The following is a 24,139-nucleotide window of genomic DNA, read 5'->3' as shown; positions in this document are numbered from 1 at the left end:
GAAGGCGCGTCGCCCGGTGGCGATTCGGCGACGGCTGGTCTAAACCGGCCGTTGCACCCTTCCTCTCCTGACAGAGCGCCTACCTCATGACCGACATCGCCGACATCGTCGCCCGCCAGATCATCGACAGCCGGGGCAATCCGACGGTCGAAGTCGACGTGACCCTGGAGGACGGCAGCTTTGGCCGCGCCGCTGTCCCGTCGGGCGCCTCGACCGGCGCACACGAAGCTGTCGAACTGCGTGACGGCGACATGGACATGTGGGGCGGCAAGGGCGTCCAGAAGGCGGTCGACGCGGTCAACGGGGAGATCTTCGACGCCCTCAGCGGCATGGATGCTGAAGATCAGCGCCGTCTGGATGAAGCCCTGATCGAGCTGGACGGCACCGAGAACAAAGGCCGCCTGGGCGCCAACGCCATCCTCGGCGTGTCTCTGGCTGCGGCCAAGGCCAGCGCCATCAGCTCGAACCTGCCGCTGCACCGCTACATCGGCGGCGTCTCGGCCCGCATCCTGCCGACCCCGATGATGAACATCATCAACGGCGGCGCCCACGCCGACAATCCGATCGACATCCAGGAGTTCATGATCCTGCCGACCGGCGCCGACAGCTTCTCGGACGCCCTGCGCATGGGCGCTGAAATCTTCCACGCCCTGAAGAAGGCGTTGAAGGACGCGGGTCACAACACCAACGTCGGCGACGAGGGCGGCTTCGCCCCGAATCTGGCCTCGGCTGAAGAAGCCCTAGCCTTCATCACCAAGGCGGGTCAGGCCGCCGGCTATCTGGCGGGCGAGGACTTCCACCTGGGCCTCGACGTCGCCTCGACCGAGTTCTTCAAGAACGGCAAGTACAACCTGACGGGCGAGGGCAAGTCCTTCGACGCAGACGGCATGGTCGGCTACCTGGCTGATCTGGTCGAGCGCTTCCCCATCGTTTCGATCGAGGACGGCTGCGCCGAGGATGACTTCGACGGTTGGAAGCTGCTGACGGACCGTCTGGGCGACCGCGTTCAGCTGGTCGGCGATGACTTGTTCGTGACCAACCCGCGCCGTCTGGCTGCGGGCATCGGCGAAGGCCTGGCCAACTCCATCCTGATCAAGGTCAACCAGATCGGCACCCTGTCCGAGACCCTGGACGCCGTCGATATGGCTCACCGCGCCGGCTACACCTCGGTGATGAGCCACCGTTCGGGCGAGACCGAGGACTCGACCATCGCCGACCTGGCTGTCGCCACCAACTGCGGTCAGATCAAGACCGGTTCGCTGGCCCGCTCTGACCGTACGGCCAAGTACAACCAGCTGCTGCGCATCGAAGAGATGCTGGGCGATCAGGCGGCCTATTTCGGCGATGGCATGCTGCTGAAATAAGTCTTCTCGCAAGGACGCTCGCGACGCCGCCTCCGAAGCTCGGGGGCGGCGTTCGCAATTGCGGCCAAGCTACGGTTCGTTAGGCATTTTCGGTCAGGATCAGGAAACCGTGTTTGCGCTCAGAAGGAGCGTCAGTCGTGCCCGAGCAGATGAAGCCCTATCTTCCGTCCGCGTTCCTGCTGTTCCTGATCGTCTATCTGGGCGTTCAGGCCCTGACCGGGCAGCGCGGCCTGCTGAGCGGCGGCGAGCGCGACGCGCTTCTCGCCAAGCGCGAAGCCCAACTGGCGCACCTGACCGAGCAGCGTCGGGACCTGGAGGTTCGCGTGCGCTATTTGCGGACCGAGAGTCTGTCAAAGGACTTGCTGGAAGAGCGGGCGAGGGCGGTGCTCGGCTTTGCCGATCCGCGCGACTACGTAGTTCGCCTAAGCGCCCCTGCTGCGCACAACTCTGAGGCGATCCAAACCTCCTGAACTATTGTTACAGCCTGGCTGGCTTCTTTGCGTTTCGGGAACGAAGGCTGCTAAAGCCCCTTTCCGTAACGATAAGAGTCCCTGAAAATGGGGGCGCAGCCGGGAGATGCCGGATGGCGAAAGCCGCCGCTCAGAAAACCTCGCCCAGCGCGGGCGACACCAAGATTCCGAACACGCCTCAGGCCTCGAAAGAAGACCTGCTGCGCTTCTACCGCGAGATGGTCCTCATCCGCCGCTTCGAGGAGCGCGCGGGCCAGCTGTACGGCATGGGCCTGATCGGCGGCTTCTGCCACCTCTACATCGGCCAGGAAGCCGTGGCGGTGGGCGTTCAGGAGAGCGTCAAGCAAGGCTACGACAAGATCATCACCGGCTACCGCGACCACGGCCACATGCTGGCCGCGGGCATGGACCCGAACGCCGTCATGGCCGAGCTGACCGGTCGCATCGGCGGCTCGTCCAAGGGCAAGGGCGGTTCGATGCACATGTTCGACGTGCCGACCGGCTTCTATGGCGGTCACGGCATCGTCGGCGCCCAGGTGGCGCTGGGCACCGGCCTGGCCTTCGCGGGCAAGTACCGCGGCGATGACAGCGTCTCGTTCGTCTATTTCGGCGACGGCGCCTCGAACCAGGGGCAGGTCTACGAGAGCTTCAACATGGCCCAGCTGTGGAAGCTGCCGGCCATCTACATCATCGAGAACAATCAGTACGCCATGGGCACGAGCATCGAACGCTCGTCGTCCACGACCGAGCTCTACATGCGGGGCGCCAGCTTTGGCATCCCGGGTGAGCAGGTCGACGGCATGGACGTTCTGGCCGTTCGCGACGCTGCAGCCCGTGCCGTGGCCCGCGCTCGCGCCGGTGAAGGTCCGTACATCCTCGAGGTGAAGACCTACCGCTACCGCGGCCACTCCATGTCGGACCCGGCCAAGTACCGCACCAAGGAAGAGGTCGATGAGGTCAAGAAGACCCGCGACCCGATTGATCACCTGAAGATGCTGCTCGCCGCCGCCAAGGCGACCGAGGAAGAGCTGAAGGCCATCGACAACGAGGTGAAAGCCATCGTCGCCGAAGCCGTGCAGTTCGCACAGGAAAGCCCTGAGCCGGATCCGTCCGAGCTCTATACTGACGTCTACGTGGAGGCCTGATCCGTGACCGACATTCTGATGCCGGCGCTGTCCCCCACGATGGAAGAGGGCACGCTGACCAAGTGGCACATCAAGGCAGGCGACACCGTGTCGGCCGGCCAGGTGATCGCCGAGATCGAAACCGACAAGGCGACGATGGAAGTCGAAGCCGTCGATGAAGGCGAAGTGCTGGAGATTCTCGTCGCCGAGGGTTCCGAGAACGTGAAGGTCAATACGCCTATCGCGCGTCTGGCCGGCGAAGACAGCGCCCCTGCGCCCGCACCCAAGGCCGAGGCCGCGCCTGCCGCCGCTGCGGCTCCGGTCGCTGCGGCTCCGGCTGCGCCCAAGGTCGAACTGCGCGACCCGGAAATCCCGGCCGACGCCAAGCTGGTCAAGACGACCGTGCGCGACGCCCTGCGCGACGCCATGGCCGAGGAAATGCGTCGTGACGACCGTGTCTTCCTGATGGGCGAGGAAGTCGCCCAGTATCAGGGCGCCTACAAGGTCAGCCGCGACCTGCTGCAGGAATTCGGCGACCAGCGCGTCATCGACACCCCGATCACCGAGCACGGCTTCGCCGGCCTCGGCGTCGGCGCCGCCATGGCGGGCCTGAAGCCGATCGTCGAGTTCATGACGTTCAACTTCGCCATGCAGGCGATCGACCACATCATCAACTCGGCCGCCAAGACCCTCTACATGTCGGGCGGTCAGATCCGCGCGGACATCGTCTTCCGTGGTCCCAACGGCGCGGCCAGCCGCGTCGGCGCCCAGCACAGCCAGGACTACTCGGCCTGGTACGCCCAAATTCCGGGGCTGAAGGTCATCGCGCCTTATGACGCGGCTGACGCCAAGGGCCTGCTGAAAGCAGCGATCCGCGACCCGAACCCGGTCGTCTTCCTCGAACACGAAATGCTGTACGGCACCGAGTTCGACGTGCCGGAAGGCGACGACTATGTCCTGCCGATAGGCAAGGCCAAGGTCCGTCGCGAAGGCAAGGACGTCACCATCACGGCCCACGCCCGCATGGTCGGTTTCGCCCTCCAGGCCGCCGAGAAGCTGGCGGAGGAAGGCATCGAGGCCGAGGTCATCGACCTGCGCACCCTGCGTCCGCTGGACCATGAAACCATCGTCGAAAGCGTTAAGAAGACCAGCCGCCTGGTCTCGGCCGAAGAAGGCTGGGGTCCGATGGGCGTCGGCGCCGAGGTGGTGGCCCGCGTGATCGAACACGCCTTCGACTACCTGGATGCTCCGCCGCTGCGCGTGCACCAGGAAGACGTGCCGCTGCCCTACGCCGCCAACCTGGAAGTGCTGTCGCTGCCGGGCGTGGACAAGATCGTCGCGGCTGTGAAGCAGGTGATGGCGTGAGTGGTTCGTCCGAGTTTCAACTGACGACGCCGGACAGCGTTGCTGGCGACCCGCAGGCCATCGAAGTGCTGCGGATGTGGTGGTCGAAGAACGAGCCGGTCATGTCGGTGAAGCCGGCCTTCAATGACCCGATGCAGTTTGGTCAGATGCTGGCCTATGCTGCGCGCCATATGGCGCATGGCTATGCTGTGCGCCATGGCCACAACGAACGCGAAGCCTACAACCGCATTCTTCAGGGCCTGTCTGACGTCGTGAAAGCAGACAATGTGCAGACCGTGGCTGAGCCCTCGGTTCAAGCGAAGGGGAACGCCTGATGGACGCCGCCGCTCTGGAACAACGCTCCCTGCCGATCCCCGAGGGCCTGAACGCTCCCGAGGATCAGGTTATCGAACTGGCTCGCGTCTGGTGGAACGGCACGGGCCCGATCATGAACATCCGGCCTGCTCTCGCGGAGCCGGGCAATATCGGCGTCGTGCTGGCTGAGCTGGCCTGGCACTATTCCCATGCATATGCTGAACACCACGGCTTCGATCAGGCTGCGGCGTTTAAATCCATCTGCGATAGCTGGGACAAGGCGCACGCCCAAGCCTCAGCGACCGCCAAGACGGAGCCCGCACAATGACTGACATCCTGATGCCGGCCCTGTCGCCGACCATGGAAGAGGGCGTTCTGGCCAAGTGGCACGTCAAGGTCGGGGACGTCGTCTCCGCCGGCGACGTGATCGCCGAGATCGAGACCGACAAGGCCACGATGGAAGTCGAGGCTGTCGATGAAGGCGAAGTCACCGACATCCTGGTGGCTGAAGGCACCGAAGGCGTAAAGGTCAACACCCCGATCGCCCGCCTGAAGGACGAGGGCGGCGCGGCTGCACCTGCGCCCGCCACCAAGGTTGAAGCTCCGAAGGCCGAGGCCGCTCCTGCTGAAGTGCCCAAGGCTGGTGCGCCGGTCGCTCCGGCGCCGGCCGCGCCGAAGTCGGTCAGCGGCGAGCGCATTTTCGCCTCGCCCTTGGCCCGTCGCATCGCCGCCCAGAACGGCGTCGATCTGAAGTCGATCAAGGGCACTGGCCCGCACGGTCGTATCGTCAAGCGCGACGTCGAGGGAGCGCCGAAGAGCGCCGCTCAACCGGCTGCGACGGCGGCCGCCGCCGCGACCTCGGGCATCGCCCCGCGTCAGGCTCCGTCGCTGGCCCAGATGGGTATCCCGGACGGCAGCTATGACCTGATCCCGCTGGACGGGATGAAGAAGGCTGTGGCGCGTCGCATGGTCGACAGCATCCAGAACGTCCCGCACTTCCCGCTCTTCATCGACGTCGAGATCGACCAGCTGATGGCCGTCCGCGCGAAGGTGAACAAGATGCTGGAGCCGCAGGGCATCAAGGTCTCGGTCAACGACTTCGTCATCAAGGCCGCGGCCCTGGCCCTGAAGATGGTGCCGGAGGCGAACGCCTCCTACACGCCCGAAGGCATCGCCATGCACCACAACGCCGACGTCTCGATGGCGGTGGCGATCGACGGCGGCCTGATCACGCCGATCATCAAGAAGGCCGAGACCAAGGGGCTGGCGCAGATCGCGACCGAGTCCAAGGACCTGGCCAAGCGCGCCCGCGAACGCAAGCTGAAGCCCGAAGAGTTCCAGGGCGGCACCTTCTCGGTGTCCAACCTGGGCATGTTCGGCATCAAGCAGTTCACCTCGATCATCAATGAGCCGCAGGGCTGCATCATGAGCGTGGGCGCTGGCGAGCAACGTCCGGTCGTCAAGGACGGGCAACTGGCCGTGGCCACGGTCATGACTGTGACCTTGACCTGCGATCACCGGGTGGTCGACGGCGCAACGGGCGCTCGCTTCCTGCAAGCGTTCAAGCCGCTGATCGAAGATCCCGTGGCGATGCTGGCCTAAGGGGAGGGTGAAGTCATGACCTCGGTTTATGACTTCTCCGCCCGCGCCATCAACGGCACGGACGTGGCGCTGGATCGCTATCGCGGTCAGGCGCTGCTGATCGTCAATACGGCGTCCAAGTGCGGCTTCACCGGTCAGTATGACGGGCTGGAGAAGCTGCACCGCGACTTCGCCGATGCGCCGTTCCAGGTGCTGGGCTTTCCCTGCAACCAGTTCGGCGCTCAGGAGCCGGGCAGGGCGGCGGAAATCGCCGCCTTCTGCGCCACAAGCTTCGACGTCAGCTTCCCCCTGTTCGACAAGGTGGAGGTCAACGGACCGAACCGGCACCCGCTCTACGCCTGGCTGACCCGGCAGAAGCGCGGATTCTTTGGCTCCCAGAACATCAAGTGGAACTTCACCAAGTTCCTGACCGACCGCGAAGGCCGCGTCGTCGCGCGCTATTCGCCCCAGACTGAACCCGCGGCCATCAAGGCCGACATCGAGAAGTTGATCTGACCATGGCTGCTGAATTCGATCTCGTCGTCATCGGTTCGGGCCCCGGCGGCTACGTCGCGGCGATCCGCGCCAGCCAACTGGGCCTGAAGGTCGCCATCGTAGAGCGCGAGAATCTGGGCGGCATTTGCCTGAACTGGGGCTGTATCCCGACCAAGGCCCTGTTGAAGTCGGGCGAGAAGTTCGAGAGCCTGAGCCACCTCAAGGAATACGGCCTGTCGGCGACGGGCGCCTCCTTTGACTTCGACGCCATCATCCAGCGCTCGCGCGGGGTCGCGGCGACGATGAACAAGGGCATCGGCTTCCTGATGAAGAAGAACAAGATCGAGGTGATCGAAGGTTCGGCCACGCTCGAAAAGGGCGCGGCGGCACCCAAGGTCGTCGTCGCCCTGAAGGCCGGCGGCACGCGCGCCATCGAAGCCAAGACCGTCATGCTGGCCGTCGGCGCCCGCGCCCGCGCCCTGCCGCAGATCGGTCTGGAAGCCGACGGCGACAAGATTTGGGCCTATCGCGACGCCCTGGCGCCGAAGAAACTGCCCAAAACCTTCGTCGTCATCGGCTCGGGCGCCATCGGCATCGAGTTCGCCAGCTTCTATCGCGCCCTGGGCGCTGAAGTGACCGTGGTGGAAGCCGTCGAGCGGATCATGCCGGTCGAGGACGAAGAGGTGTCCAAGGCCGCGCAGAAGTCGTTCGAGAAGCGCGGCATCAAGTTCAAGGTCGGCGCCAAGGTCACGAAGGTGTCCAAGGATGCCAACGGCGTGAAGGTCGCTGTTGAAGTGAACGGCAAGGCCGAGACGCTGGAGGCCGAGGTCTGCATCTCGGCCGTCGGCATCACCGCCAATACCGACGGCATCGGGCTGGAGGCGCTGGGCGTCGAACTGGACCGTGGCCACATCAAGACCGACAGCCACTGCCAGACCAACGTGAAGGGTCTGTACGCCATCGGCGACTGCGCCGGCGCCCCCTGGCTGGCGCACAAGGCGTCGCACGAAGGCATCCACGCCGCCGAGCACATCGCCGCCTACAAGACGCCGAACGTCCATTCGCCCATCGCCGGCTGCACCTACGCCCAGCCGCAGGTCGCCTCGGTCGGCGTCACCGAGCAGGGCGCGCGCGCCGAAAAGCGCGAGGTCAAGATCGGCCGCTTCCCGTTCCGCGTGAACGGCAAGGCCGTGGCGGCGGGCGAGGTCGACGGTTTCGTCAAGGTCATCTTCGACGCCAAGACCGGCGCCCTGATCGGCGCTCACATGATCGGCCACGAAGTCACGGAAATGATCCAGGGCTACGTCACCGCCATCACCATGGAAGCGACCGAGGAAGACATCCACGGCATCGTCTATCCGCACCCGACCATGTCGGAAGCCATGCACGAGGCGGCTCTGGACGCCTACGGACGCGTCATCCACATCTGATCCGGTTGTTAGAAAATCTGAACTGTGGCTAAGAGGATCACTCCCTTCTCCACGGTTCGGATTTTCCATGATCGTCGTGCCTGATGTTCTTGGCCTGATCGGCAATACGCCCTTGGTGCGCCTCAAGCGCGCGTCGGAGCTGACGGGCTGTGAAATCCTGGGCAAGGCCGAGTTCATGAACGTCGGCGGTTCGATCAAGGACCGCGCGGCGCTCAGCATCATTCGCAAGGCGCGGGCGTCCGGCGCACTGAAGCCCGGCGGCGTCATCGTCGAGGGCACGGCGGGCAATACCGGCATCGGCCTGGCCCTGGTCGGGGCGGCTCTGGGCCACCCGGTCGTCATCGTCATGCCGCGCAGCCAGACGGACGAGAAGAAGCGGGCGGTCCGCCTGCACGGCGCGCGTCTGATCGAGGTCGATCCGGCCCCCTTCGCCAGCCCCAATCACTTCGTGCACTTCTCGCGCCGCCTGGCCGAGGAACTAAACGAGAGCGAGCCGAACGGCGCCTTCTACGCCGATCAGTTCGACAATCCGGCCAACCGCGAGGCTCACTACGAAGGCACGGCGCCGGAAATCTGGAAGCAGACGGACGGGAATATCGACGGCTTCATCTGCGCCGTCGGATCGGGCGGGACGCTGGCCGGATGTGCAGCCTATCTGCGGGAGCAGAAGCCCGAGATCGCGATAGGGTTGGCCGACGTGCCAGGCGCCGCCCTCTACAGCTGGTTCACCGAGGGCGTGCTGAAAGGCGAGGGCAGCTCGATCACCGAGGGCATCGGGGTAAATCGCATCACCGGCAATCTGGACGGTCTGTCGGTCGATCATCCCTATCGGATTGAGGACGCGGAGTTCCTGCCCATCCTGTTCGACCTGGTGCAGCACGAGGGCCTGTCGCTGGGGCCGTCCAGCGGGGTCAATATCGCCGGCGCCATCCGCATGGCCCGCGACCTGGGTCCAGGCAAGACCATCGTCTCCGTCCTGTGCGATTCCGGTCAGCGCTACGCCAGCAAGGTCTATGATCCGGCCTTCCTGACTGCGCGCGGCCTGCCGACGCCCGCGTGGCTGAACCGATGAGCCGCAAGAGGGAGGCCTCGGTCGACAGCCGCATCCCGCCCCTGAACGCGCTGAAGGCGTTCGAGGCCGCGGCGCGTCGTCTGAACATCACCCGCGCCGCAGAGGAACTGTCGGTCACGCCTGGCGCCATCAGCCAGCAGATCCGTACTCTGGAGGAGCACGCGGGCGCGCCCCTTTTCCATCGCGAGGGGCGTCAGATCGCCCTGACCGATCTGGGCGCCGAGCTCTATCCGCTGCTGCACGACGGCTTCGACTATCTGAAGCGGGCAGGGGATCTGTTGTACCGCCCGGACCGTCGCCATGCGCTCGCAGTCAGCGTGCCGCCGTCCTTCGCCGCCAAATGGCTGGCCCCGCGCATCGCCCGGTTCGCGGCGGCCCACCCGGAGGTCGAAGTCTGGATGTCGGCGGACATGCGGCTGGCCGATGTCGGCGGCGGACGGGTGGATGTGGCGGTTCGCTACGGTCGCGGCGACTATGCCGGCGTCCGCTCCGAACGCCTCCTGTCGGCGGATGTAACCCCGGTGTGCAGCCCGGCTCTGCTGACAGGACCCAAGGCGCTGAAACGTCCTGCCGATCTGGCGCACCACGTCCTCATCCATCTCCGTGCCGGTGAACTGGAAGAGCCGCGCCCCGACTGGGCCGCCTGGCTGAAGGCGAGGGGTGTGGATGCAGTCGACGCCGCGGCCGGGCCGCGCTTCGATCAGACGGCGCTGGCCATTGAAGCCGCCGCCCACGGTCAAGGCGTGGCCCTGGCGCCCTATGCCTTCGTGGCTGACGATCTGGCGTCGGGGCGTCTGGTCTCGCCCTTCGCCGACGGCGCCCTGGCCACCGAGTTGGCCTATCACGTCCTGACGCGCCGCAGCGGCGCGTCAGAACCAGCCCGTGCCTTCGTCCGCTGGATGAAGGAAGAGGTGCAGGCCGCGGAACAGCGCGTGGACGATCTCTGATCGTTGAGAGACGTTTTCTGTCCGATTTGTAACTTGAAGAGCAGGCGTTGAATCCGTCAGCGTAAAGCACCTTTTACACGCGGGGGCGCTCATGCTGACCATCAACAATCTGGTCCATGTCTACGGCAACGGGACACGGGCTCTGGACGACGTCAGTCTGACGATCCCGACAGGGATGTTCGGCCTGTTGGGACCGAACGGGGCGGGCAAGTCGACGCTGATGCGGACGATCGCCACCCTGCAGAGTCCGACCTCGGGCGAGATCCGCTTCGGCGACATCGACGTGATCCGACAGCCAGAGCTGCTGCGTCGCACCCTGGGTTATCTGCCCCAGGACTTCGGCGTCTATCCGCGCGTCTCGGCCTACGACATGCTGGACCATATGGCGGTGCTGAAGGGCATCGCCGACGGCAAGGAGCGCAAGCAGACGGTCGAGGCCCTGCTGAACCAGGTCAATCTGTGGAGCGTCCGCAAGAAGGCCCTGGCCGGCTTCTCGGGCGGGATGCGCCAGCGCTTCGGCATCGCCCAGGCCCTGATCGGCAACCCGCGCCTGATCATCGTCGATGAGCCCACCGCCGGTCTGGACCCGGAAGAACGCAATCGCTTCCTCAACCTGCTGGCCGAGATCGGCGAGAACGTGGTGGTCATCCTGTCGACCCACATCGTCGAGGACGTGGCCGACCTGTGCCCGCGCATGGCGGTGCTGGCGGGCGGCAAGATCCAACTGGAGGGCGCGCCGCTGGAGTTGATGAAGCAGATGGCTGGTCGCGTATGGAAGAAGGCCATCGCCAAGGAGGCGCTGCCGGAACATCGCGCTCGTTTCGAGGTCATCTCGACGCGTCTGTTCGCCGGCCAAACCGTGATCCATGTCCTGGCCGACGCCAGGCCGGGCGAAGGCTTCGAGCCGGCTTCGGGCGGTCTGGAGGACGTCTATTTCTCGACCCTGGCCGCTTCGCGTCGCCCGGCCGTCGCTCAAGCCGCCTGAGGCCCGGATCATGTTCGGGAAAGTCGCGGCCTTCGAGTTCCGCTATCAGCTTCGCCAGCCCGCCTTCTGGGTCATTTCCATCCTCTTTTTCCTGCTGAGTTTCGGCCTGGTCGCCAGTCCGAACGTCAGCCTGGGCACGGGCGGCAACGTCCTGAAGAACGCGCCCTATGCGATCGCGCAGGCGCATCTGGCCTTCAACCTCTTCTTCATGCTGGCGACGACGGCCATCGTCGCCAACGTCGTGGTGCGTGACGCCACGACGGGCTTCGGTCCCATGATCCAGTCCAGCCGGTTGTCGAAGTTCGACTACCTCTACGGCCGTTTCCTCGGCGCCTTCGCCGTCGTGGCCCTGGCCTTCCTGAGCGTGGCGCTGGGCATTCTGATCGGCACGCTGATGCCCTGGGTGGACAAGGAGACGGTCGGTCCGCTCCGTCCGCTGGACTACCTCTACAGCTTCGTTGTCATGGGGCTGCCGGGGCTGCTGTTCAGCTCGGCGGTCTTCTTCACCCTGGCGACCGTCACGCGCTCGATGATGGCGACCTATGTCGGCGTCGTCGGCGTCTTCATTCTCTACATGACCACGACCACGGTGTTCGGCTCCAAGCCGGAGCTGGAGACCCTGGTGGCCTGGCTGGAGCCGTTCGGTGCGGGCGCCTATGGTCTGGCGACCAAATACTGGACGGCGGCCGAGCGGAACACCATCAACGCGCCGCTGACCGGCCTGCTGCTGGGCAACAAGCTGTTGTGGTTGGGGATCAGCCTGGCCTTCCTGGCCGCCGCCTATCCCCTGTATCGCCCGTCGCCGCGCGGATCGAAGTTGCGCAAGCAGGAGAAGCTGAAGGCCATGGCCGAGGCCTCGCCCGACGCCAGCGCCCCTGTGGCCCCTCTGGCGACGCCGTCCTACGGCTTCAAGGCCGGCTGGACGCAACTGGTCTCGCGCACCGTTTTCGAGATGAAGACGGTGTTCAAGAGCCCGGCCTACTTCGTCATGCTGGCGCTGGGCTTCGCCTTCAGCATCGCGACCCTGCTGTTCGCGGGCGAGATCTACGGCGCGCCGATCCTGCTGGTGACGCGCGTGGTGATCGAGACCCTGGGCGGCGCGTTCGGCCTCGTCGTCATTATCATCGCCATCTACTACTCGGGCGAATTGGTCTGGCGCGACCGTGAGCGGCGCACGCACGAGATCATCGATTCCACTGCGACGCCGGACTGGACCTTCCTGCTGCCCAAGACGCTGGCCCTGATCCTGGTGCTGGTCTCCACGCTTCTGGCGGCGTCGCTGGCAGGGATGATCGTGCAGACGGTCAAGGGCTACACCAACTTCGAGATCGGCAAGTACCTGTTCTGGTTCGTCGTGCCCCAGTCGATCAGCTTTGCATTGATGGCGGTGCTGGCCATCTTTGTTCAGTCGCTATCGCCGAACAAGTTCGTCGGCTGGGCCGTCATGGTCGTCTATCTGATCTCGACCATCGTCCTGTCCAACATGGGCTTCGATCACATCCTCTACCGCTATGGTTCGGGGACGGGCATGCCGCTGTCGGACATGAACGGCCTGGGCAAGTTCGCCGGTTACGCCGCCTGGATGCAGGCCTACTGGTCGGCCTTCGCCATCGTCCTGCTGGTCATCGCCTATGGCCTGTGGCGTCGAGGCGCGGAGACGCGCTTCATGCCGCGCCTGAAGCGTCTGCCGCGTCGCCTGATGGGACCGGCGGGCGTCATCGGCGGCGTCGCCCTGACCGCCTTCGTGGCCCTGGGCGTCTTCACCTACGTCAACACCAACGTCTGGAACGAGTACCGCAGCCGCGATCAGCGCGAGCAACTGATGGCGGACTATGAGAAGACCCTGCTGAAGTACGAGAAGACGCCTCAGCCCTCGATCACCGACGTCAAGCTGGACCTGGACCTCTATCCGCACCAGCCGCGTCTGGCGACCAAGGGCAGCTATGTGATCGAGAACCGCACCGGTGCGCCGCTCAACGAGGTGCACCTGCGCTGGAACGACGACCTGAAGATCGCCAGGCTGGATGTTCAGGGCGCGACGGTGGCCAAGGAGTGGCCGCAGTTCGAGTACCGCATCTATCGCTTCGCCACACCCATGCAGCCGGGCGAGAAGCGTACCATCGCCTTTGAAACCGTGCTGGAGCAGCGCGGCTTCAAGAACAGCGGCGACACCACGCGGATCGTCGACAACGGCACCTTCGTCAACAACGGCGAGTTCGGCCTGACCATCGGTATGGGCCGCGACGGCCTGCTGTCGGATCGTTCGAAGCGTCGCAAGCACGGCCTGCCGGCCGAGCTGCGCATGGCCAAGCTCGAGGACGAGAGCGCGCGGGGCCACAACTACATCGGCGCCGATTGGGTCAACGCCGACATCACCGTGACCACGGTCGCCGATCAGACGCCGATCGCGCCAGGCTACAAGGTGTCGGACGTGACGAAGGACGGCCGCCGCACGGCCCGCTTCGTCACCGAGGCGCCGGTGCTGAACTTCTTCTCGGTGCAGTCGGCTGATTATCAGGTGGCCAAGGAACAGCACGGCCCCATCGAACTGGCCGTCTACTACCACAAGGGTCACGAACGGAACGTCGAGCGCATGCTGAACGGCATGAAGTCGGCGCTGGACTACTACGGCACGGCCTTCAGCCCGTATCAGTTCCGTCAGGCCCGGATCATCGAGTTCCCGGCCTACGCCAGCTTCGCCCAGGCCTTCGCCAACACCATGCCCTATTCGGAAGGCCTCGGCTTCATCGCCGACCTGACCGACGAGGAGAAGATCGACTACGTCACCTACGTCACCGCCCACGAAGTCGGCCACCAGTGGTGGGCGCACCAGGTGGTGGGTTCGGACCAGCAAGGCTCGACCCTGCTGTCGGAATCCCTGGCGCAATACTCGGCGCTGATGGTGATGGAGAAGCTGTACGGACCCGACAAGATCCGTCGCTTCCTCAAGTACGAGTTGGACCGTTACCTGCGTTCACGCGGCATGGAGCGTCTGGAGGAGATGCCCCTGCTGCGCATCGAGAACCAGCAGTACATCCACTATCAGAAGGGCGGCCTGGTCATGTACCTGCTGCGTGATCAGATCGGCGAGGAGGCGGTGAACCGCGCCCTGCGTCGGCTGCTGGCGCAGTACGCCTTCAAGTCCGCGCCCTATCCGCGTTCGCTGGATCTGGTCGCGGCTCTCCGCGCCGAGGCCCCGGCGGACAAGCAGGGCCTTATCACCGACCTGTTCGAGAAGATCACCCTGTATGACGTGAAGACCAAGTCGGTCACGGCGACCAAGCGCGCCGACGGCAAGTGGGACGTCGCCCTGACGGTCGAGGCTCGCAAGCTGTACGCCGACGGCAAGGGCGAGGAGACCGAGGCCCCGTTGAACGAAACCTTCGACGTCGGCCTGTTCTCGGCCGAGCCGGGCAAGGGGGCGTTCGACCAGAAGTCGGTCATGCTGATGGAGCGCCGTCCGCTGCGCAGCGGAACCCAGGTCTTCCGTTTTGTCACGGACCAGAAGCCGACGTTTGCGGGGATCGATCCCTACAATCGCTGGATCGACCGCAACTCGGACGACAACGTCAAGCCGGTCGGCTGATCGGCGGGCAAGTCAAAAAGGATGAGGGGGAGGGCGTGGCCTTCCCCCTTTTTCATGACGGCGACATGAAAAACGCGCGCATGGATACGACTACCCGAAGTCGGGTTCGTTCCAGATTTCCAAGATTGAAGAGGGCGGTGTGCGCCATTCCCTTCGCTGAAAGGAATGGCGCGAGTGACGGGGCTCGAACCCGCGACCTCCGGCGTGACAGGCCGGCACTCTAACCAACTGAGCTACACCCGCGTTTCCTCCGCGAGGAGGAGTAAGGGCGAATAAGGGCGACTCACGCCGCGGTCAAGCGAGGAGCATGCGACACGTCGAAAAAGCGCGTGCAGAGACCTGGCGAAGCAGGGCGATCGAACTGAATGAAAGGTATCAGGGGCGGTGTGCGCCATTCCCTTCGCTGAAGAGAATGGCGCGAGTGACGGGGCTCGAACCCGCGACCTCCGGCGTGACAGGCCGGCACTCTAACCAACTGAGCTACACCCGCGTTCCCCTCCGCGAGGAGGAGAAGGGCCGATTAAGGGCGACTCACGATCCGGTCAAGCGCAATGTAGGAAAGCGACGGAATTAGCTGCGAATTCAGCCTCTAGCGACCGCAATCCAAGCCGGGAGAGTCCGGCGCGGCGGTCGCACCAAGGCCCAACGCCTTCTGCATGAAGACCACGTCGCGCCAGGCGTCGAACTTCCATCCGGCAGCATGGAAGATACCGACGTGCTCGAACCCGGCGGCGGCGTGCAGGGCGATGGAGCCAGCATTGGCGCTGTCGCCGATCACCGCCACCATCTGACGCATGCCCAGCGCCTCACAGGCGCTCAGCAGGGCCTCTAGCAGAGCCTTGCCGACGCCCCGTCCGCGAAACGCCTCGGCCACATAGATCGAATCCTCGACCAGGAAGCGATAGGCGGCGCGCAGGCGGTAGGGGCCGGCATAGGCGTAGCCCGCCACCTGACCGTCGATCTCGGCGATCAGAACCGGCAGACCCAGGGAGGCGGGAACAGCCAGCCGAGCGTCCATCTGGTCGGCGGTGGGGACATCCAGTTCGAACGTCCCCGTACCGCTCAGCACGCTGTCGGCGTAGATGGCCGTGACGGCGGCCAGATCGGCGTCCGTGAACGGCCGGATGATCACGCCTTCTCCCAGCCCTTTTCGACGGCCCAGACGGCGAAGGCGTAGTCGTGGGCGATGTCCTTCAGATAGTCGAAGCGGCCCGACGAGGCGAAGTGGCCCGCCTCCATGTTGATCTTCAGCAGCACCGGCTTGCCCGAGGTCGAGGCCGGACGCAGCTTGGCCACCCACTTCTCGGGCTCCCAGTAGGTGACGCGCGGATCGGACAGGCCGCCGGTCGCCAGCAGGGCCGGATAGGGCTTGGCCTCGATCTGATCATAGGGGCTGTAGCTCAGCATGTAGTCGTAAGCGGCGGCGTCCTCGAGCGGGTTGCCCCACTCGGGCCACTCCGGCGGGGTCAGCGGCAGGGAGGTGTCGCTCATGGTGTTGATGACATCGACGAAGGGCACGCCGCCGATGACGCCCGCCCACAGCTCAGGCCGCATGTTGGTCACGGCGCCCATCAGCAGACCGCCCGCCGAGCGCCCCTCGGCCACGATATTACCGGCCCGGGTGTAGTTCCGCGCGATCAGGTGGTCGGCGGCGGCGATGAAGTCGGTGAAGGTGTTCTTCTTGGTGAAGCGCCGCGCCGTCAGGAACCAGTTCCAGCCCTTATCCGAACCGCCGCGGATATGGGCGATGGCGTAGATGAAGCCGCGGTCCACCAGTGACAGGCGGTTGGTTGAGAAACCGGCCGCCATCGGGATGCCGTAGGAGCCATAGCCGTAGAGCAATAACGGCGCCGAGCCGTCGACCGGCGTGTCCTTGCGGCGCAGCACCGTTACCGGCACCAGTTCGCCGTCCGAGGCCGGGGCGTTCAGACGCTCGACCACATAGTCGGCGGGGTTGTGGCCGGATGGAACCTCCTGAACCTTGCGCAGGGTGCGTTCGCGGGTCTTCAGGTCATAGTCATAGGTCGACGTCGGCGTGGACGGCGAGTTGTAGCCATAGCGCATGACCGTGGTGTCGAACTCCGACGCGCCGCCCAGCGACAGGGCGTAGGCGGGCTCGTCCACGGCGATCTCATGCTCGGCGCCGGCGCGGTCGCGGATGACGATCCTGGTGTTGGCGTCGGCGCGCTCCTGACGACCCAGATAGTCCTGCACCAGGGCCACGCCCTCGATGAAGCGGCCCGGCGTGTGCGGGATCAGGTCCTTCCAGTTCGCCTTGGCGGGCGTCGCGGTCGGGGCCTCGACCACCTTGAAGTCGATGGCGTCGTCGGCGTTCGTGCGGATCACCCAGCGGTCGCCCCAGTGGTCCAGGTCGTAGAGGCGGCCGACGTGGCGGGGTTCGACCACCACGGGCGTCGCCGTCGGGGATGCGCCCGGAATGATGCGCCCTTCCGAGGTTTCCTGATTGCCGATGCCGATGACGATGAAGGCGTCGTCGGATGTGCGGCTGACGCTCTGGAACATGCCGTCGTCGGTTTCCTCATAGACCAGGGTGGTCTCGCCACCGCGCGCTGGGCGACGGAAGATCTTGTCCGGACGGCCGTTGTCGTCGCGGTTGGTCCAGAAGATCCACTGGCTGTCCGGCGAGAAGGTGAAGTTCTCGGTCGCCGACTCAATGGGGTTGGGAAGCACCTCGCCGGTGGCCAGGTCCTTGACGTAAATCTTGAAGACCTCCGAGCCTTGGGCGTCCTCGGCATAGGCGAACAGGGCGTGGTCGGGGCTGTGCTCGACAGCCGAGACCTCGGAATAGGCCTTGCCCTCGGCGAGTGCGTTGCAGTCCAGCAGGAGTTGAGGCGTCGGGGCCTTGATGAAGTTCCTGGTCACGGGCTGGCCGTCAACCATCCAGGTCCCCTGACGCTCGACCCGCATATAGCGCGGGTGCTGCTCGCCGGTGCGGTATTCCGTGAAATACTCCCACGCGCCGTCGGCGGCGGGGACGGAGCTGTCGTCCTCCTTGATGCGGCCCTTCATCTCTTCGAACATCGCGGCCTGCAGCGGCAGGGTCGAGGCCATCATGGCTTCGCGATAGGCGTTTTCGGCGGTCAGGTGTTCCTTGACGTCGGCCTTGATCAGCGACGGGTCGCGCAGCACGGCCTGCCAGTTGTCGTCCTTCATCCACTGATAGTCGTCGGTGCGGACGCGGCCCAACTGCTCGATGCTGACGGGGACCTTCTTGGCGACGGGCGGTTGGGGCAGGGACATCGAGGCTCCGGTAGTCGAACGGGCGAAAGCGGGGGAGGCGGCGGCGAGGCCGACGGCGGCGGTCGAGGCGATCAGTTCGCGGCGATTCATCAGTAGGCTCCCCAATGGTTCGGGCGGACCTTGTGCCCGCGCGCGGGCGGCGTCAAATGGCAGGATGATCACTCAGGATGTTCCGCCCGCTCCGCCCGTCGCCGTCGCGCCCGCCCCGTGGGACCTGACTGTCGGCCTGATCAACGCGACGGTGCAATTGGACCAGCCGTTGGATGAGAGCACGCGCAAGGTCGGCACAGGTTTCCTGATTTCAGCGCCGAAGCCTGACGGCTCGCCACGCGTGGTTCTGGTCACGGCGGCCCACGTTCTTAATGTGATGCCACGTAGCGAGGCACGCATCGGCTGGCGCACACCAGAGGCAGACGGGGCGTGGAAGTTCACGCCCGGCGATCTGACCATTCGTGATGCGTCGGGCGCTCCGATATGGACCCAACACCCCGAACGCGACGTGGCCGTCATGGAAGTCGCCGCGCCCGCGGCCTTCGCTCAGGCCGCGATCCCGCTCGGCTGGCTGGCGGACGACACGACCTTTGACCGCTGGCGCGTGGGACCGGGCGACGAACTCATGGCCTTGGGCTATCCGCACGGCCTGTCGGCGAACAAGGCGGGCTTCCCCATCCTGCGTCTGGGCCGGATCAGCTCCTGGCCGCTGACGCCGATCCGGCACTTCCCCATCTTCCTGCTGGATTTTGCGGTGTCGCAAGGCAACTCGGGCGGGCCAGTCTTCTGGACCCCCGCTGTCGACCGCTTGCCGGGCGCGCCGACGCCGGATCATCCCTATATCGCCGGGGTGCTGGTGCAGGAAGTTCAGGGCGGCGGCGAGGGGCTGGAACTGGGCGTCGTCGCCCACGCCCAGTATGTCCGTGAGGCGATTGCGCTGCTGGACGCGCCGCGTCCCTAGCGCGAAGGCGCGCACTCATAGCGGGCGCAGTAGCGACGACGAAGCTCCGCGTCGGCGGCGGCTCCATCGAATTGATCCGCGCTCGCGGCAGCAAACCGCCGGTTCCAGGTTCCCTCGTCCAGCGGACGGGTCGGGGGCATCTCGGCAAGGCCGATCTCGGCCAGAAGGCGCGCGGCGGCGACTGTGAATATCTCCTGGGCCTTTTGGCGATCAGGATACAGCTCGGTGATCCATTCCGTCACGACGGCCCGACGATCAGCCGGAAGTTCCTCCAGCCCAAAGCGTGCGAAGCGAGGCATTCGCGAGGCCGCCTGGATGGCCCAGCGCCGCGCAGATTCCCTTTGCCCAGCAGTTGGCTCTGGACCGATCCATGGGCCGGGTTTCGGCGGCGGCTCAGAGGAAATACGAAATGGAATGCGTGTCTGGATGCGGCTCGCAGCGGGGGTTCCATCCACTGTACGAGGGACCGTGCGACCGCGCTCGACCACGCGCACGGCCTCGTCTCCGAAACCCAGGCCTGCCGGCTTCTCCGACATGGCTGTGCAGGCTGACAGGGCGCCTGTCGGCAAGGACTCGCATTGCACAACGACATGGCCTTCAGCCCTGACGATGCTTGCAAACCTCGGATAGTCCGTTGGACGTGCGACGGGCGCATTGAGCCAGGTGGCGTTCGCCATTTCCGGATCCACGCCTGACACGGCGAAGGTCATCAGCAAGGCGGTGATCGACGGCATGGAGGCTCCTTCTAGCTGAAGCGTCGCATGCCGCCGACAATCGTCAACCCGCCAGAGCTTCGACGCTGAGGCCCTGCAGCAGGTCTCCGCCCTGACCCACAGCGGCCAGTCGGCTGGAGACATGGCCCAGGACGTTGGCGGCGTAGAGTTCGTAGAGGTCCAGCTTGCCTTGCAGCCAGGCGGGGTCGCCGTTGCCGGCGTTGAGGCGCGCCTTGGCCGCCAGGGCGCCCTTGGCCAGCATCCAGCCGCCGACCACGTCGCCCATCAGCTTCAGATAGGCGTCGGCACCGGCCAGAACGTCGGCGGCGCCGTCAGCGGCGGCCTTGCGGTCCAGCAGCCACAGGGTGGCGTCCTCGACGGCCTCGATGGCGGTGGCGAAACGCTCGACAGGCTTGCCGACATAGAGACGGTCGATCTCGATCAGGGTCAGCTTCATCTCGGCAATCAGGGCCTTGGCCGAGTCGCCGCCGTCCATCGACAGCTTGCGGCCGACCAGGTCCATGGCCTGAATACCGTTGGTGCCTTCGTAGATCGGGGTGATGCGTGCGTCGCGATAGTATTGGGCCGCGCCGGTCTCCTCGATGAAGCCCATGCCGCCGTGGACCTGAACGCCCAGCGAGGCGACCTCGCAGCCGACGTCTGTGGACCATGCCTTGGCGATGGGGGTGAACAGGTCCTCGCGGCCCTTCCACGCCTTGCGTTCGGCCTCGGTGGCGGCGTGCTTGGCCAGGTCGGCGGCGACGCCGGTTGACAGGCAGATGGCGCGGGCGGCGGCGATCTTGGCCTTCATGACGCCGAGCGTGCGGCGCACGTCCGGGTGGTCGAAGATCGGGGCGTTCTTCTCGCCGGTCCAGATGCTGCGGCCCTGACGGCGTTCCAGAGCATAGGCCAGGGCGTGCTGATAGGCGCGCTCGGCGATGCCGACGCCCTCGACGCCGACAGCGAGACGGGCGGCGTTCATCATCACGAACATGTGGGCCAGGCCCTCGTTCGGACGACCGACCAGTTCAGCGCGGGCGCCTTCATAGGCCATGACGCAGGTGGGCGAGGCGTGGATGCCCAGCTTGTGCTCGACGCCGACCGGGTGGAAGGCGTTGCGCTCGCCCAGCGAGCCATCGGCGTTGACCGCGAACTTGGGCGTCAGGAAGAGGCTGATGCCCTTGGGGCCCGCGGGCGCGTCGGGCAAGCGGGCCAGCACCAGGTGGACAATGTTGTCCGTGGCGTCGTGGTCGCCCCAGGTGATGAAGATCTTCTGGCCGTTCAGGGCATAGGTGCCGTCGCCGTTCGGCGTGGCCGTGGTGGTCAGGGCGCCCAGGTCGGACCCGGCGTGCGGCTCGGTCAGCACCATGGCGCCGGTCCATTCGCCCGAGACCAGCTTGGGCAGATAGGTCGCCTTCTGATGCTCGTTGCCGACCTGTTCCAGCGCCTCAATCGAGGCCAGCGACAGCATGGGGCAGAGACCGAAGGCCATGTTGGCGGCGTGGACGGTCTCATAGGCCGCCAGTTCCAGCGCCTTGGGCAGGGCCTGGCCACCAGCCTCGACCGAGGCGGTCAGGCTGGTCCAGCCGCCTTCTGCGAACTGCTTGTAAGCGTCGACGAAGCCGGGGGCGGCGGTGACGGCGCCATTGGCGTATTTGGCGCCGGCCAGGTCGCCGGGACGGTTCAGCGGAGCCAGGACCTGTTCCGAGAACTGGCCGGCGGCGTCCAGCACCGCGCCCATGACGTCGGCGTCATAGTCAGGATAGGCGCCCGTGGCGGCGACCTGATCAATGCCGGCGACGGCTTCCAGGGCGAAGGCGAGGTCACGGACGGGGGCGCGGTAGCTCATGGCGGTCTCCAGAATCTTCAACATGCTTCTGACGCCCGAGCCGTCGATGATGCAAGGGCGCTTGGACTTTGGTCGAGGTTCCGCCACTCTGTGACCTAGTGCCGTGACGGAAGGAAAGAGCCCTTGGCCGAACCTCGCAATCGTTACTCTGGCGTGTCGTTGATTCTTCACTGGGTCATCGCCCTGGCCGTCGTCGTCCAGGTGCTTCTGATCATGGCGCATGATGCGACAGAGGGGCCGCTGTCGCGGGAGTTCGTGCAGGTGCACAAGGCGGTCGGTCTGACCATTCTGGTCCTGACCCTGGGACGAATCGGATGGCGGCTGACTAATCCGCTGATCGCTCTGCCGGTCGAGATGCCGAGGTGGGAGCGGATTCTGGCGCGGACGACGCAGATCGCCTTCTACGTCGTGCTGCTGGTCATGCCGCTGACCGGATGGTTGGCGTCGTCGGCAGGCGGGCGCGAGATCAGTTGGTTCGGCCTGTTACAGTGGCCTCTGCTGCCGGTCGGCGGCGGACGCGAGGCGGCGGGGCAGTTCATGGATGTTCACGGCGCTGTGGCGAAGCTATTGTATCTGCTGATCCTTCTGCACGTCGTCGGCGCGCTGAAGCACCAGTTCATAAATCGGGACAACATACTGCACCGCATGATCCCGCTGATCCCCCGTCGACCATGAAGGGCGACACCCCCGAAATCGCCGCTGAGGCGCTGAAGACCGGACGGCTGGTCATGCTGCCGACCGAGACGGTCTATGGGCTGGCCGCTGACGCCGCGAACCCGCAGGCAGTGGCGCGCATCTTCGAGGCCAAGGGAAGACCGCGCTTCAACCCCTTGATCACGCACGTCGCCAACGCCCTGGACGCCGAGACCATCGCCGTGTTCGACGACCACGCGCGGGCCTTGGCCGAAGCCTTCTGGCCTGGCCCGCTGACCATCGTGGCGCCGGTTCGCGACCGTGAGCGGGTCTGCGATCTGGCCCGCGCCGGACTGGACAGCGTGGCTGTGCGAGTGCCGGGCCATCCGCGTGCGCGGGCGGTGATCGCGGCCTTCGGCGGGGCCGTGGTGGCGCCCTCGGCCAACCGCTCGGGACGACCCAGCCCGACGACCTTTGACGACGCGATGGAGGAAACTGGCCACTCGGTCGGCGCTGCCGTGGACGGCGGGCCGTGCGCGGTGGGGGTGGAAAGTACGGTCGTTTCCGTGCTGGACGGACGGGTGGCCCTGTTGCGCCCCGGCTCCGTCACACGCGAGGAGATTGAGGCCGTGGTCGGGCCGCTGGCCGAAGAGGCCGGGCAGGGCCATCGCTCGCCCGGTCGGCTGGCCCTGCACTACGCCCCCGACGCCCCGGTGCGGATCGAGGCTGAGGCGGCGAACGACGGTGAAATTCTGCTGGGCTTTGGCCCCGGTGTCGGAGAACCGCGCTGGAGCCTGAGTGCGACCGGCGATCTGCGCGAAGCGGCGGCCAATCTGTTCCGTCTGCTGCGTGAGGCGGACCGCACCAAGCCCGTCGGCATCGCCGTGTCGCCGATCCCGCACAAGGGACTGGGCGAGGCGATCAACGACCGCTTGCGTCGTGCGGCGGGGTTTGTCGGCTAGAGAAAGCGGGCCTTCAGATCGACGCTGGAGGCCTGGCCAACCTGAGGTGCGCAGGTTTCCAGCCATTGCTCCGCCGCCTGACGTCCGCGCGACTTCAAGTCGTTGAGAAAGCTCCATTCGGTGTCGAACTTGGTCGACAGCGACAGGCTGCCCAGCCAGTCGTCGACCTCGATGGCGTGCATGCGGACGGCGCGATGACGGTCCTCGTTTCGGCTCAGCTTGCCCTCGGCGATCAGGTCCTGAACGAAAGCGACGGCGCGCAGTTCGGCCACCAGCGGCGCGTTGAACAGGATTTCGTTGAGGCGATCCATGATCTCGCCCGCCTCACGCGGAGCCTCGTCGCGCACGAAGGGATTCAGCGGCAGCAGCAGGATGTCGTCGGGCGTGTCGGCGTAAAATAGCGGCCATAGCGCCGGATTGGCCAGATAGCCGCCGTCCCAATAGGGCTCGCCCTCGATTTCGACCGCCTGGAACAGGTGGGGCAGGCAGGCCGAGGCGAGCAGCACGTCGGGCGTGATCTCGGGTGTTCGGAACAGGCGCGACCGACCGGCGCGGACCGCCGTGGTCGAGACGATCAACTGGATGTCCGAGCCCCGCACGGCGTCGAAATCGACAGCGGTTTCCAGCACGCGCTTCAGCGGGTTCAGGTTGAAGGGGTTGAAGGCATAGGGGCTCATCGACATAGCCAGGGTCTCGCCAGCCTTCCACATCGGACTGTCCTTGAGCCAGCCGGGCGTCAGAGCCTTGGACCAGATGGCGCTGTCGCCGAAGACGTTGCGGCCGCCGGACTGATTGACCTCGCGCCACAGCCTGTCCAGCGCGGCCCGCCCGCCCTCGGCGCCGCCTTGTTTCAGTCCAGTGATCAGGGCGGCCGCGTTCATCGCCCCTGCGGAGGCCGCCGTGACGGCGCGGATGTCGAGGAAGTCCGCTTCCAGCAGCCGATCCAGCACGCCCCACTGGAAGGCGCCGTGCGAGCCGCCGCCTTGTAGCGCGAGGCAGATGGGGCGATGGGCGGGGCGGGATTTCGACTTGGCCATCATCCGCCCCGGTTCAGAT

The 24,139-nt window shown here is 65.8% G+C and carries 21 protein-coding genes and 2 tRNA genes; 16 read left to right on the top strand and 7 right to left on the bottom strand.

Features of this window, described 5'->3' with window-relative positions; genetic code table 11:
• The first annotated feature begins 86 nt into the window (after positions 1-86).
• From eno to ACIQTU_RS09340, 13 genes are all read left to right on the top strand, one after another.
• Positions 87-1,364 (top strand): phosphopyruvate hydratase, encoded by a 1,278-nt coding sequence (eno, locus tag ACIQTU_RS09400; protein WP_292082758.1) that lies wholly within the window; start codon positions 87-89, stop codon positions 1,362-1,364.
• A 149-nt stretch (positions 1,365-1,513) separates the two neighbouring features.
• On the top strand, positions 1,514-1,834 hold the full coding sequence (locus tag ACIQTU_RS09395; RefSeq protein ID WP_400547097.1) for a septum formation initiator family protein: 321 nt from the start codon (positions 1,514-1,516) through the stop codon (positions 1,832-1,834).
• 113 nt (positions 1,835-1,947) lie between these two features.
• A complete protein-coding gene (gene pdhA / locus ACIQTU_RS09390) occupies positions 1,948-2,979 on the top strand; it encodes a pyruvate dehydrogenase (acetyl-transferring) E1 component subunit alpha (protein WP_400545713.1) in 1,032 nt (343 codons plus the stop codon).
• A 3-nt stretch (positions 2,980-2,982) separates the two neighbouring features.
• Positions 2,983-4,323, top strand: a complete 1,341-nt coding sequence (locus ACIQTU_RS09385) for a pyruvate dehydrogenase complex E1 component subunit beta (RefSeq protein WP_400545710.1) — start codon at positions 2,983-2,985, stop codon at positions 4,321-4,323.
• On the top strand, positions 4,320-4,637 hold the full coding sequence (locus ACIQTU_RS09380; RefSeq protein WP_400545707.1) for a DUF5076 domain-containing protein: 318 nt from the start codon (positions 4,320-4,322) through the stop codon (positions 4,635-4,637). Before ACIQTU_RS09385 ends, ACIQTU_RS09380 begins: the two co-directional genes overlap by 4 nt.
• The gene (locus ACIQTU_RS09375; RefSeq protein ID WP_400545704.1) at positions 4,637-4,945 is read left to right on the top strand and encodes a DUF5076 domain-containing protein; all 309 of its coding nucleotides are present in this window, start codon (positions 4,637-4,639) and stop codon (positions 4,943-4,945) included. The genes ACIQTU_RS09380 and ACIQTU_RS09375 overlap by 1 nt, the downstream gene beginning before the upstream one ends.
• Positions 4,942-6,219, top strand: a complete 1,278-nt coding sequence (locus ACIQTU_RS09370) for a pyruvate dehydrogenase complex dihydrolipoamide acetyltransferase (RefSeq protein WP_400545701.1) — start codon at positions 4,942-4,944, stop codon at positions 6,217-6,219. Before ACIQTU_RS09375 ends, ACIQTU_RS09370 begins: the two co-directional genes overlap by 4 nt.
• Before the next feature lie 15 nt (positions 6,220-6,234).
• Complete coding sequence (locus ACIQTU_RS09365; protein WP_400545698.1) at positions 6,235-6,714, top strand: glutathione peroxidase; 480 nt, start codon at positions 6,235-6,237, stop codon at positions 6,712-6,714.
• 2 nt (positions 6,715-6,716) lie between these two features.
• Positions 6,717-8,123, top strand: coding sequence for a dihydrolipoyl dehydrogenase (gene lpdA / locus ACIQTU_RS09360; protein ID WP_400545695.1), 1,407 nt, complete (start codon positions 6,717-6,719; stop codon positions 8,121-8,123).
• Positions 8,124-8,190: 67 nt separating this feature from the next.
• Positions 8,191-9,195 carry a cysteine synthase A gene (locus tag ACIQTU_RS09355; protein WP_400545692.1) on the top strand — a complete coding sequence of 335 codons (1,005 nt, stop codon included), beginning with the start codon at positions 8,191-8,193 and terminating at the stop codon, positions 9,193-9,195.
• On the top strand, positions 9,192-10,142 hold the full coding sequence (gene gcvA / locus ACIQTU_RS09350; protein ID WP_400545689.1) for a transcriptional regulator GcvA: 951 nt from the start codon (positions 9,192-9,194) through the stop codon (positions 10,140-10,142). The genes ACIQTU_RS09355 and gcvA overlap by 4 nt, the downstream gene beginning before the upstream one ends.
• Positions 10,143-10,233: 91 nt before the next feature.
• Positions 10,234-11,127, top strand: a complete 894-nt coding sequence (locus ACIQTU_RS09345) for an ABC transporter ATP-binding protein (RefSeq protein WP_400545686.1) — start codon at positions 10,234-10,236, stop codon at positions 11,125-11,127.
• Between the two features lie 10 nt (positions 11,128-11,137).
• A complete protein-coding gene (locus tag ACIQTU_RS09340) occupies positions 11,138-14,713 on the top strand; it encodes a M1 family aminopeptidase (protein WP_400545683.1) in 3,576 nt (1,191 codons plus the stop codon).
• A 166-nt stretch (positions 14,714-14,879) separates the two neighbouring features.
• On the opposite strand, the gene ACIQTU_RS09335 is transcribed toward ACIQTU_RS09340, so the two are convergent.
• The 4 genes from ACIQTU_RS09335 to ACIQTU_RS09320 form a co-directional block, all read right to left on the bottom strand.
• Positions 14,880-14,956 (bottom strand) — tRNA-Asp (locus ACIQTU_RS09335).
• A gap of 170 nt (positions 14,957-15,126) precedes the next feature.
• Positions 15,127-15,203: transfer RNA gene (locus tag ACIQTU_RS09330), tRNA-Asp, on the bottom strand.
• A 99-nt stretch (positions 15,204-15,302) separates the two neighbouring features.
• Positions 15,303-15,845 (bottom strand): GNAT family N-acetyltransferase, encoded by a 543-nt coding sequence (locus ACIQTU_RS09325; protein WP_400545680.1) that lies wholly within the window; start codon positions 15,843-15,845, stop codon positions 15,303-15,305.
• Positions 15,842-18,064 carry a S9 family peptidase gene (locus ACIQTU_RS09320; RefSeq protein ID WP_400545677.1) on the bottom strand — a complete coding sequence of 741 codons (2,223 nt, stop codon included), beginning with the start codon at positions 18,062-18,064 and terminating at the stop codon, positions 15,842-15,844. Before ACIQTU_RS09320 ends, ACIQTU_RS09325 begins: the two co-directional genes overlap by 4 nt.
• A 64-nt stretch (positions 18,065-18,128) precedes the next feature.
• Here ACIQTU_RS09320 and ACIQTU_RS09315 point away from each other — a divergent pair, with 64 nt between their 5' ends.
• Positions 18,129-18,926 (top strand): trypsin-like serine peptidase, encoded by a 798-nt coding sequence (locus ACIQTU_RS09315; RefSeq protein WP_400545674.1) that lies wholly within the window; start codon positions 18,129-18,131, stop codon positions 18,924-18,926.
• On the opposite strand, the gene ACIQTU_RS09310 is transcribed toward ACIQTU_RS09315, so the two are convergent.
• The gene (locus ACIQTU_RS09310) at positions 18,923-19,660 is read right to left on the bottom strand and encodes an energy transducer TonB (protein ID WP_400545671.1); all 738 of its coding nucleotides are present in this window, start codon (positions 19,658-19,660) and stop codon (positions 18,923-18,925) included. The genes ACIQTU_RS09315 and ACIQTU_RS09310 overlap by 4 nt on opposite strands.
• A gap of 43 nt (positions 19,661-19,703) precedes the next feature.
• Positions 19,704-21,488 (bottom strand): acyl-CoA dehydrogenase, encoded by a 1,785-nt coding sequence (locus ACIQTU_RS09305; RefSeq protein WP_400547094.1) that lies wholly within the window; start codon positions 21,486-21,488, stop codon positions 19,704-19,706.
• Positions 21,489-21,611: 123 nt separating this feature from the next.
• Between ACIQTU_RS09305 and ACIQTU_RS09300 the strand changes: the two genes are divergently transcribed.
• The gene (locus tag ACIQTU_RS09300; protein ID WP_400545668.1) at positions 21,612-22,163 is read left to right on the top strand and encodes a cytochrome b; all 552 of its coding nucleotides are present in this window, start codon (positions 21,612-21,614) and stop codon (positions 22,161-22,163) included.
• A complete protein-coding gene (locus tag ACIQTU_RS09295; RefSeq protein WP_400545665.1) occupies positions 22,160-23,083 on the top strand; it encodes an L-threonylcarbamoyladenylate synthase in 924 nt (307 codons plus the stop codon). Before ACIQTU_RS09300 ends, ACIQTU_RS09295 begins: the two co-directional genes overlap by 4 nt.
• On the opposite strand, the gene ACIQTU_RS09290 is transcribed toward ACIQTU_RS09295, so the two are convergent.
• A complete protein-coding gene (locus tag ACIQTU_RS09290; RefSeq protein ID WP_400545662.1) occupies positions 23,080-24,120 on the bottom strand; it encodes a patatin-like phospholipase family protein in 1,041 nt (346 codons plus the stop codon). The genes ACIQTU_RS09295 and ACIQTU_RS09290 overlap by 4 nt on opposite strands.
• Positions 24,121-24,139: the final 19 nt, after the last annotated feature.

The organism is Brevundimonas sp. NPDC090276 (assembly GCF_044772165.1).
Lineage (GTDB): Bacteria > Pseudomonadota > Alphaproteobacteria > Caulobacterales > Caulobacteraceae > Brevundimonas.
This window is presented reverse-complemented; position numbering and strand designations above follow the sequence as displayed.

Excerpts from the sequence above, each read along its gene's own strand:
- eno (WP_292082758.1), top strand. The coding sequence starts at position 87 with ATGACCGACATCGCCGACATCGTCGCCCGCCAGATCATCGACAGCCGG.
- ACIQTU_RS09395 (WP_400547097.1), top strand. The coding sequence starts at position 1,514 with ATGAAGCCCTATCTTCCGTCCGCGTTCCTGCTGTTCCTGATCGTCTAT.
- pdhA (WP_400545713.1), top strand. The coding sequence starts at position 1,948 with ATGGCGAAAGCCGCCGCTCAGAAAACCTCGCCCAGCGCGGGCGACACC.
- ACIQTU_RS09375 (WP_400545704.1), top strand. The coding sequence starts at position 4,637 with ATGGACGCCGCCGCTCTGGAACAACGCTCCCTGCCGATCCCCGAGGGC.
- ACIQTU_RS09370 (WP_400545701.1), top strand. The coding sequence starts at position 4,942 with ATGACTGACATCCTGATGCCGGCCCTGTCGCCGACCATGGAAGAGGGC.
- ACIQTU_RS09365 (WP_400545698.1), top strand. The coding sequence starts at position 6,235 with ATGACCTCGGTTTATGACTTCTCCGCCCGCGCCATCAACGGCACGGAC.
- lpdA (WP_400545695.1), top strand. The coding sequence starts at position 6,717 with ATGGCTGCTGAATTCGATCTCGTCGTCATCGGTTCGGGCCCCGGCGGC.
- ACIQTU_RS09355 (WP_400545692.1), top strand. The coding sequence starts at position 8,191 with ATGATCGTCGTGCCTGATGTTCTTGGCCTGATCGGCAATACGCCCTTG.
- gcvA (WP_400545689.1), top strand. The coding sequence starts at position 9,192 with ATGAGCCGCAAGAGGGAGGCCTCGGTCGACAGCCGCATCCCGCCCCTG.
- ACIQTU_RS09345 (WP_400545686.1), top strand. The coding sequence starts at position 10,234 with ATGCTGACCATCAACAATCTGGTCCATGTCTACGGCAACGGGACACGG.
- ACIQTU_RS09340 (WP_400545683.1), top strand. The coding sequence starts at position 11,138 with ATGTTCGGGAAAGTCGCGGCCTTCGAGTTCCGCTATCAGCTTCGCCAG.
- ACIQTU_RS09320 (WP_400545677.1), bottom strand. The coding sequence starts at position 18,064 with ATGAATCGCCGCGAACTGATCGCCTCGACCGCCGCCGTCGGCCTCGCC.
- ACIQTU_RS09315 (WP_400545674.1), top strand. The coding sequence starts at position 18,129 with ATGATCACTCAGGATGTTCCGCCCGCTCCGCCCGTCGCCGTCGCGCCC.
- ACIQTU_RS09310 (WP_400545671.1), bottom strand. The coding sequence starts at position 19,660 with ATGCCGTCGATCACCGCCTTGCTGATGACCTTCGCCGTGTCAGGCGTG.
- ACIQTU_RS09305 (WP_400547094.1), bottom strand. The coding sequence starts at position 21,488 with ATGAGCTACCGCGCCCCCGTCCGTGACCTCGCCTTCGCCCTGGAAGCC.
- ACIQTU_RS09295 (WP_400545665.1), top strand. The coding sequence starts at position 22,160 with ATGAAGGGCGACACCCCCGAAATCGCCGCTGAGGCGCTGAAGACCGGA.
- ACIQTU_RS09290 (WP_400545662.1), bottom strand. The coding sequence starts at position 24,120 with ATGGCCAAGTCGAAATCCCGCCCCGCCCATCGCCCCATCTGCCTCGCG.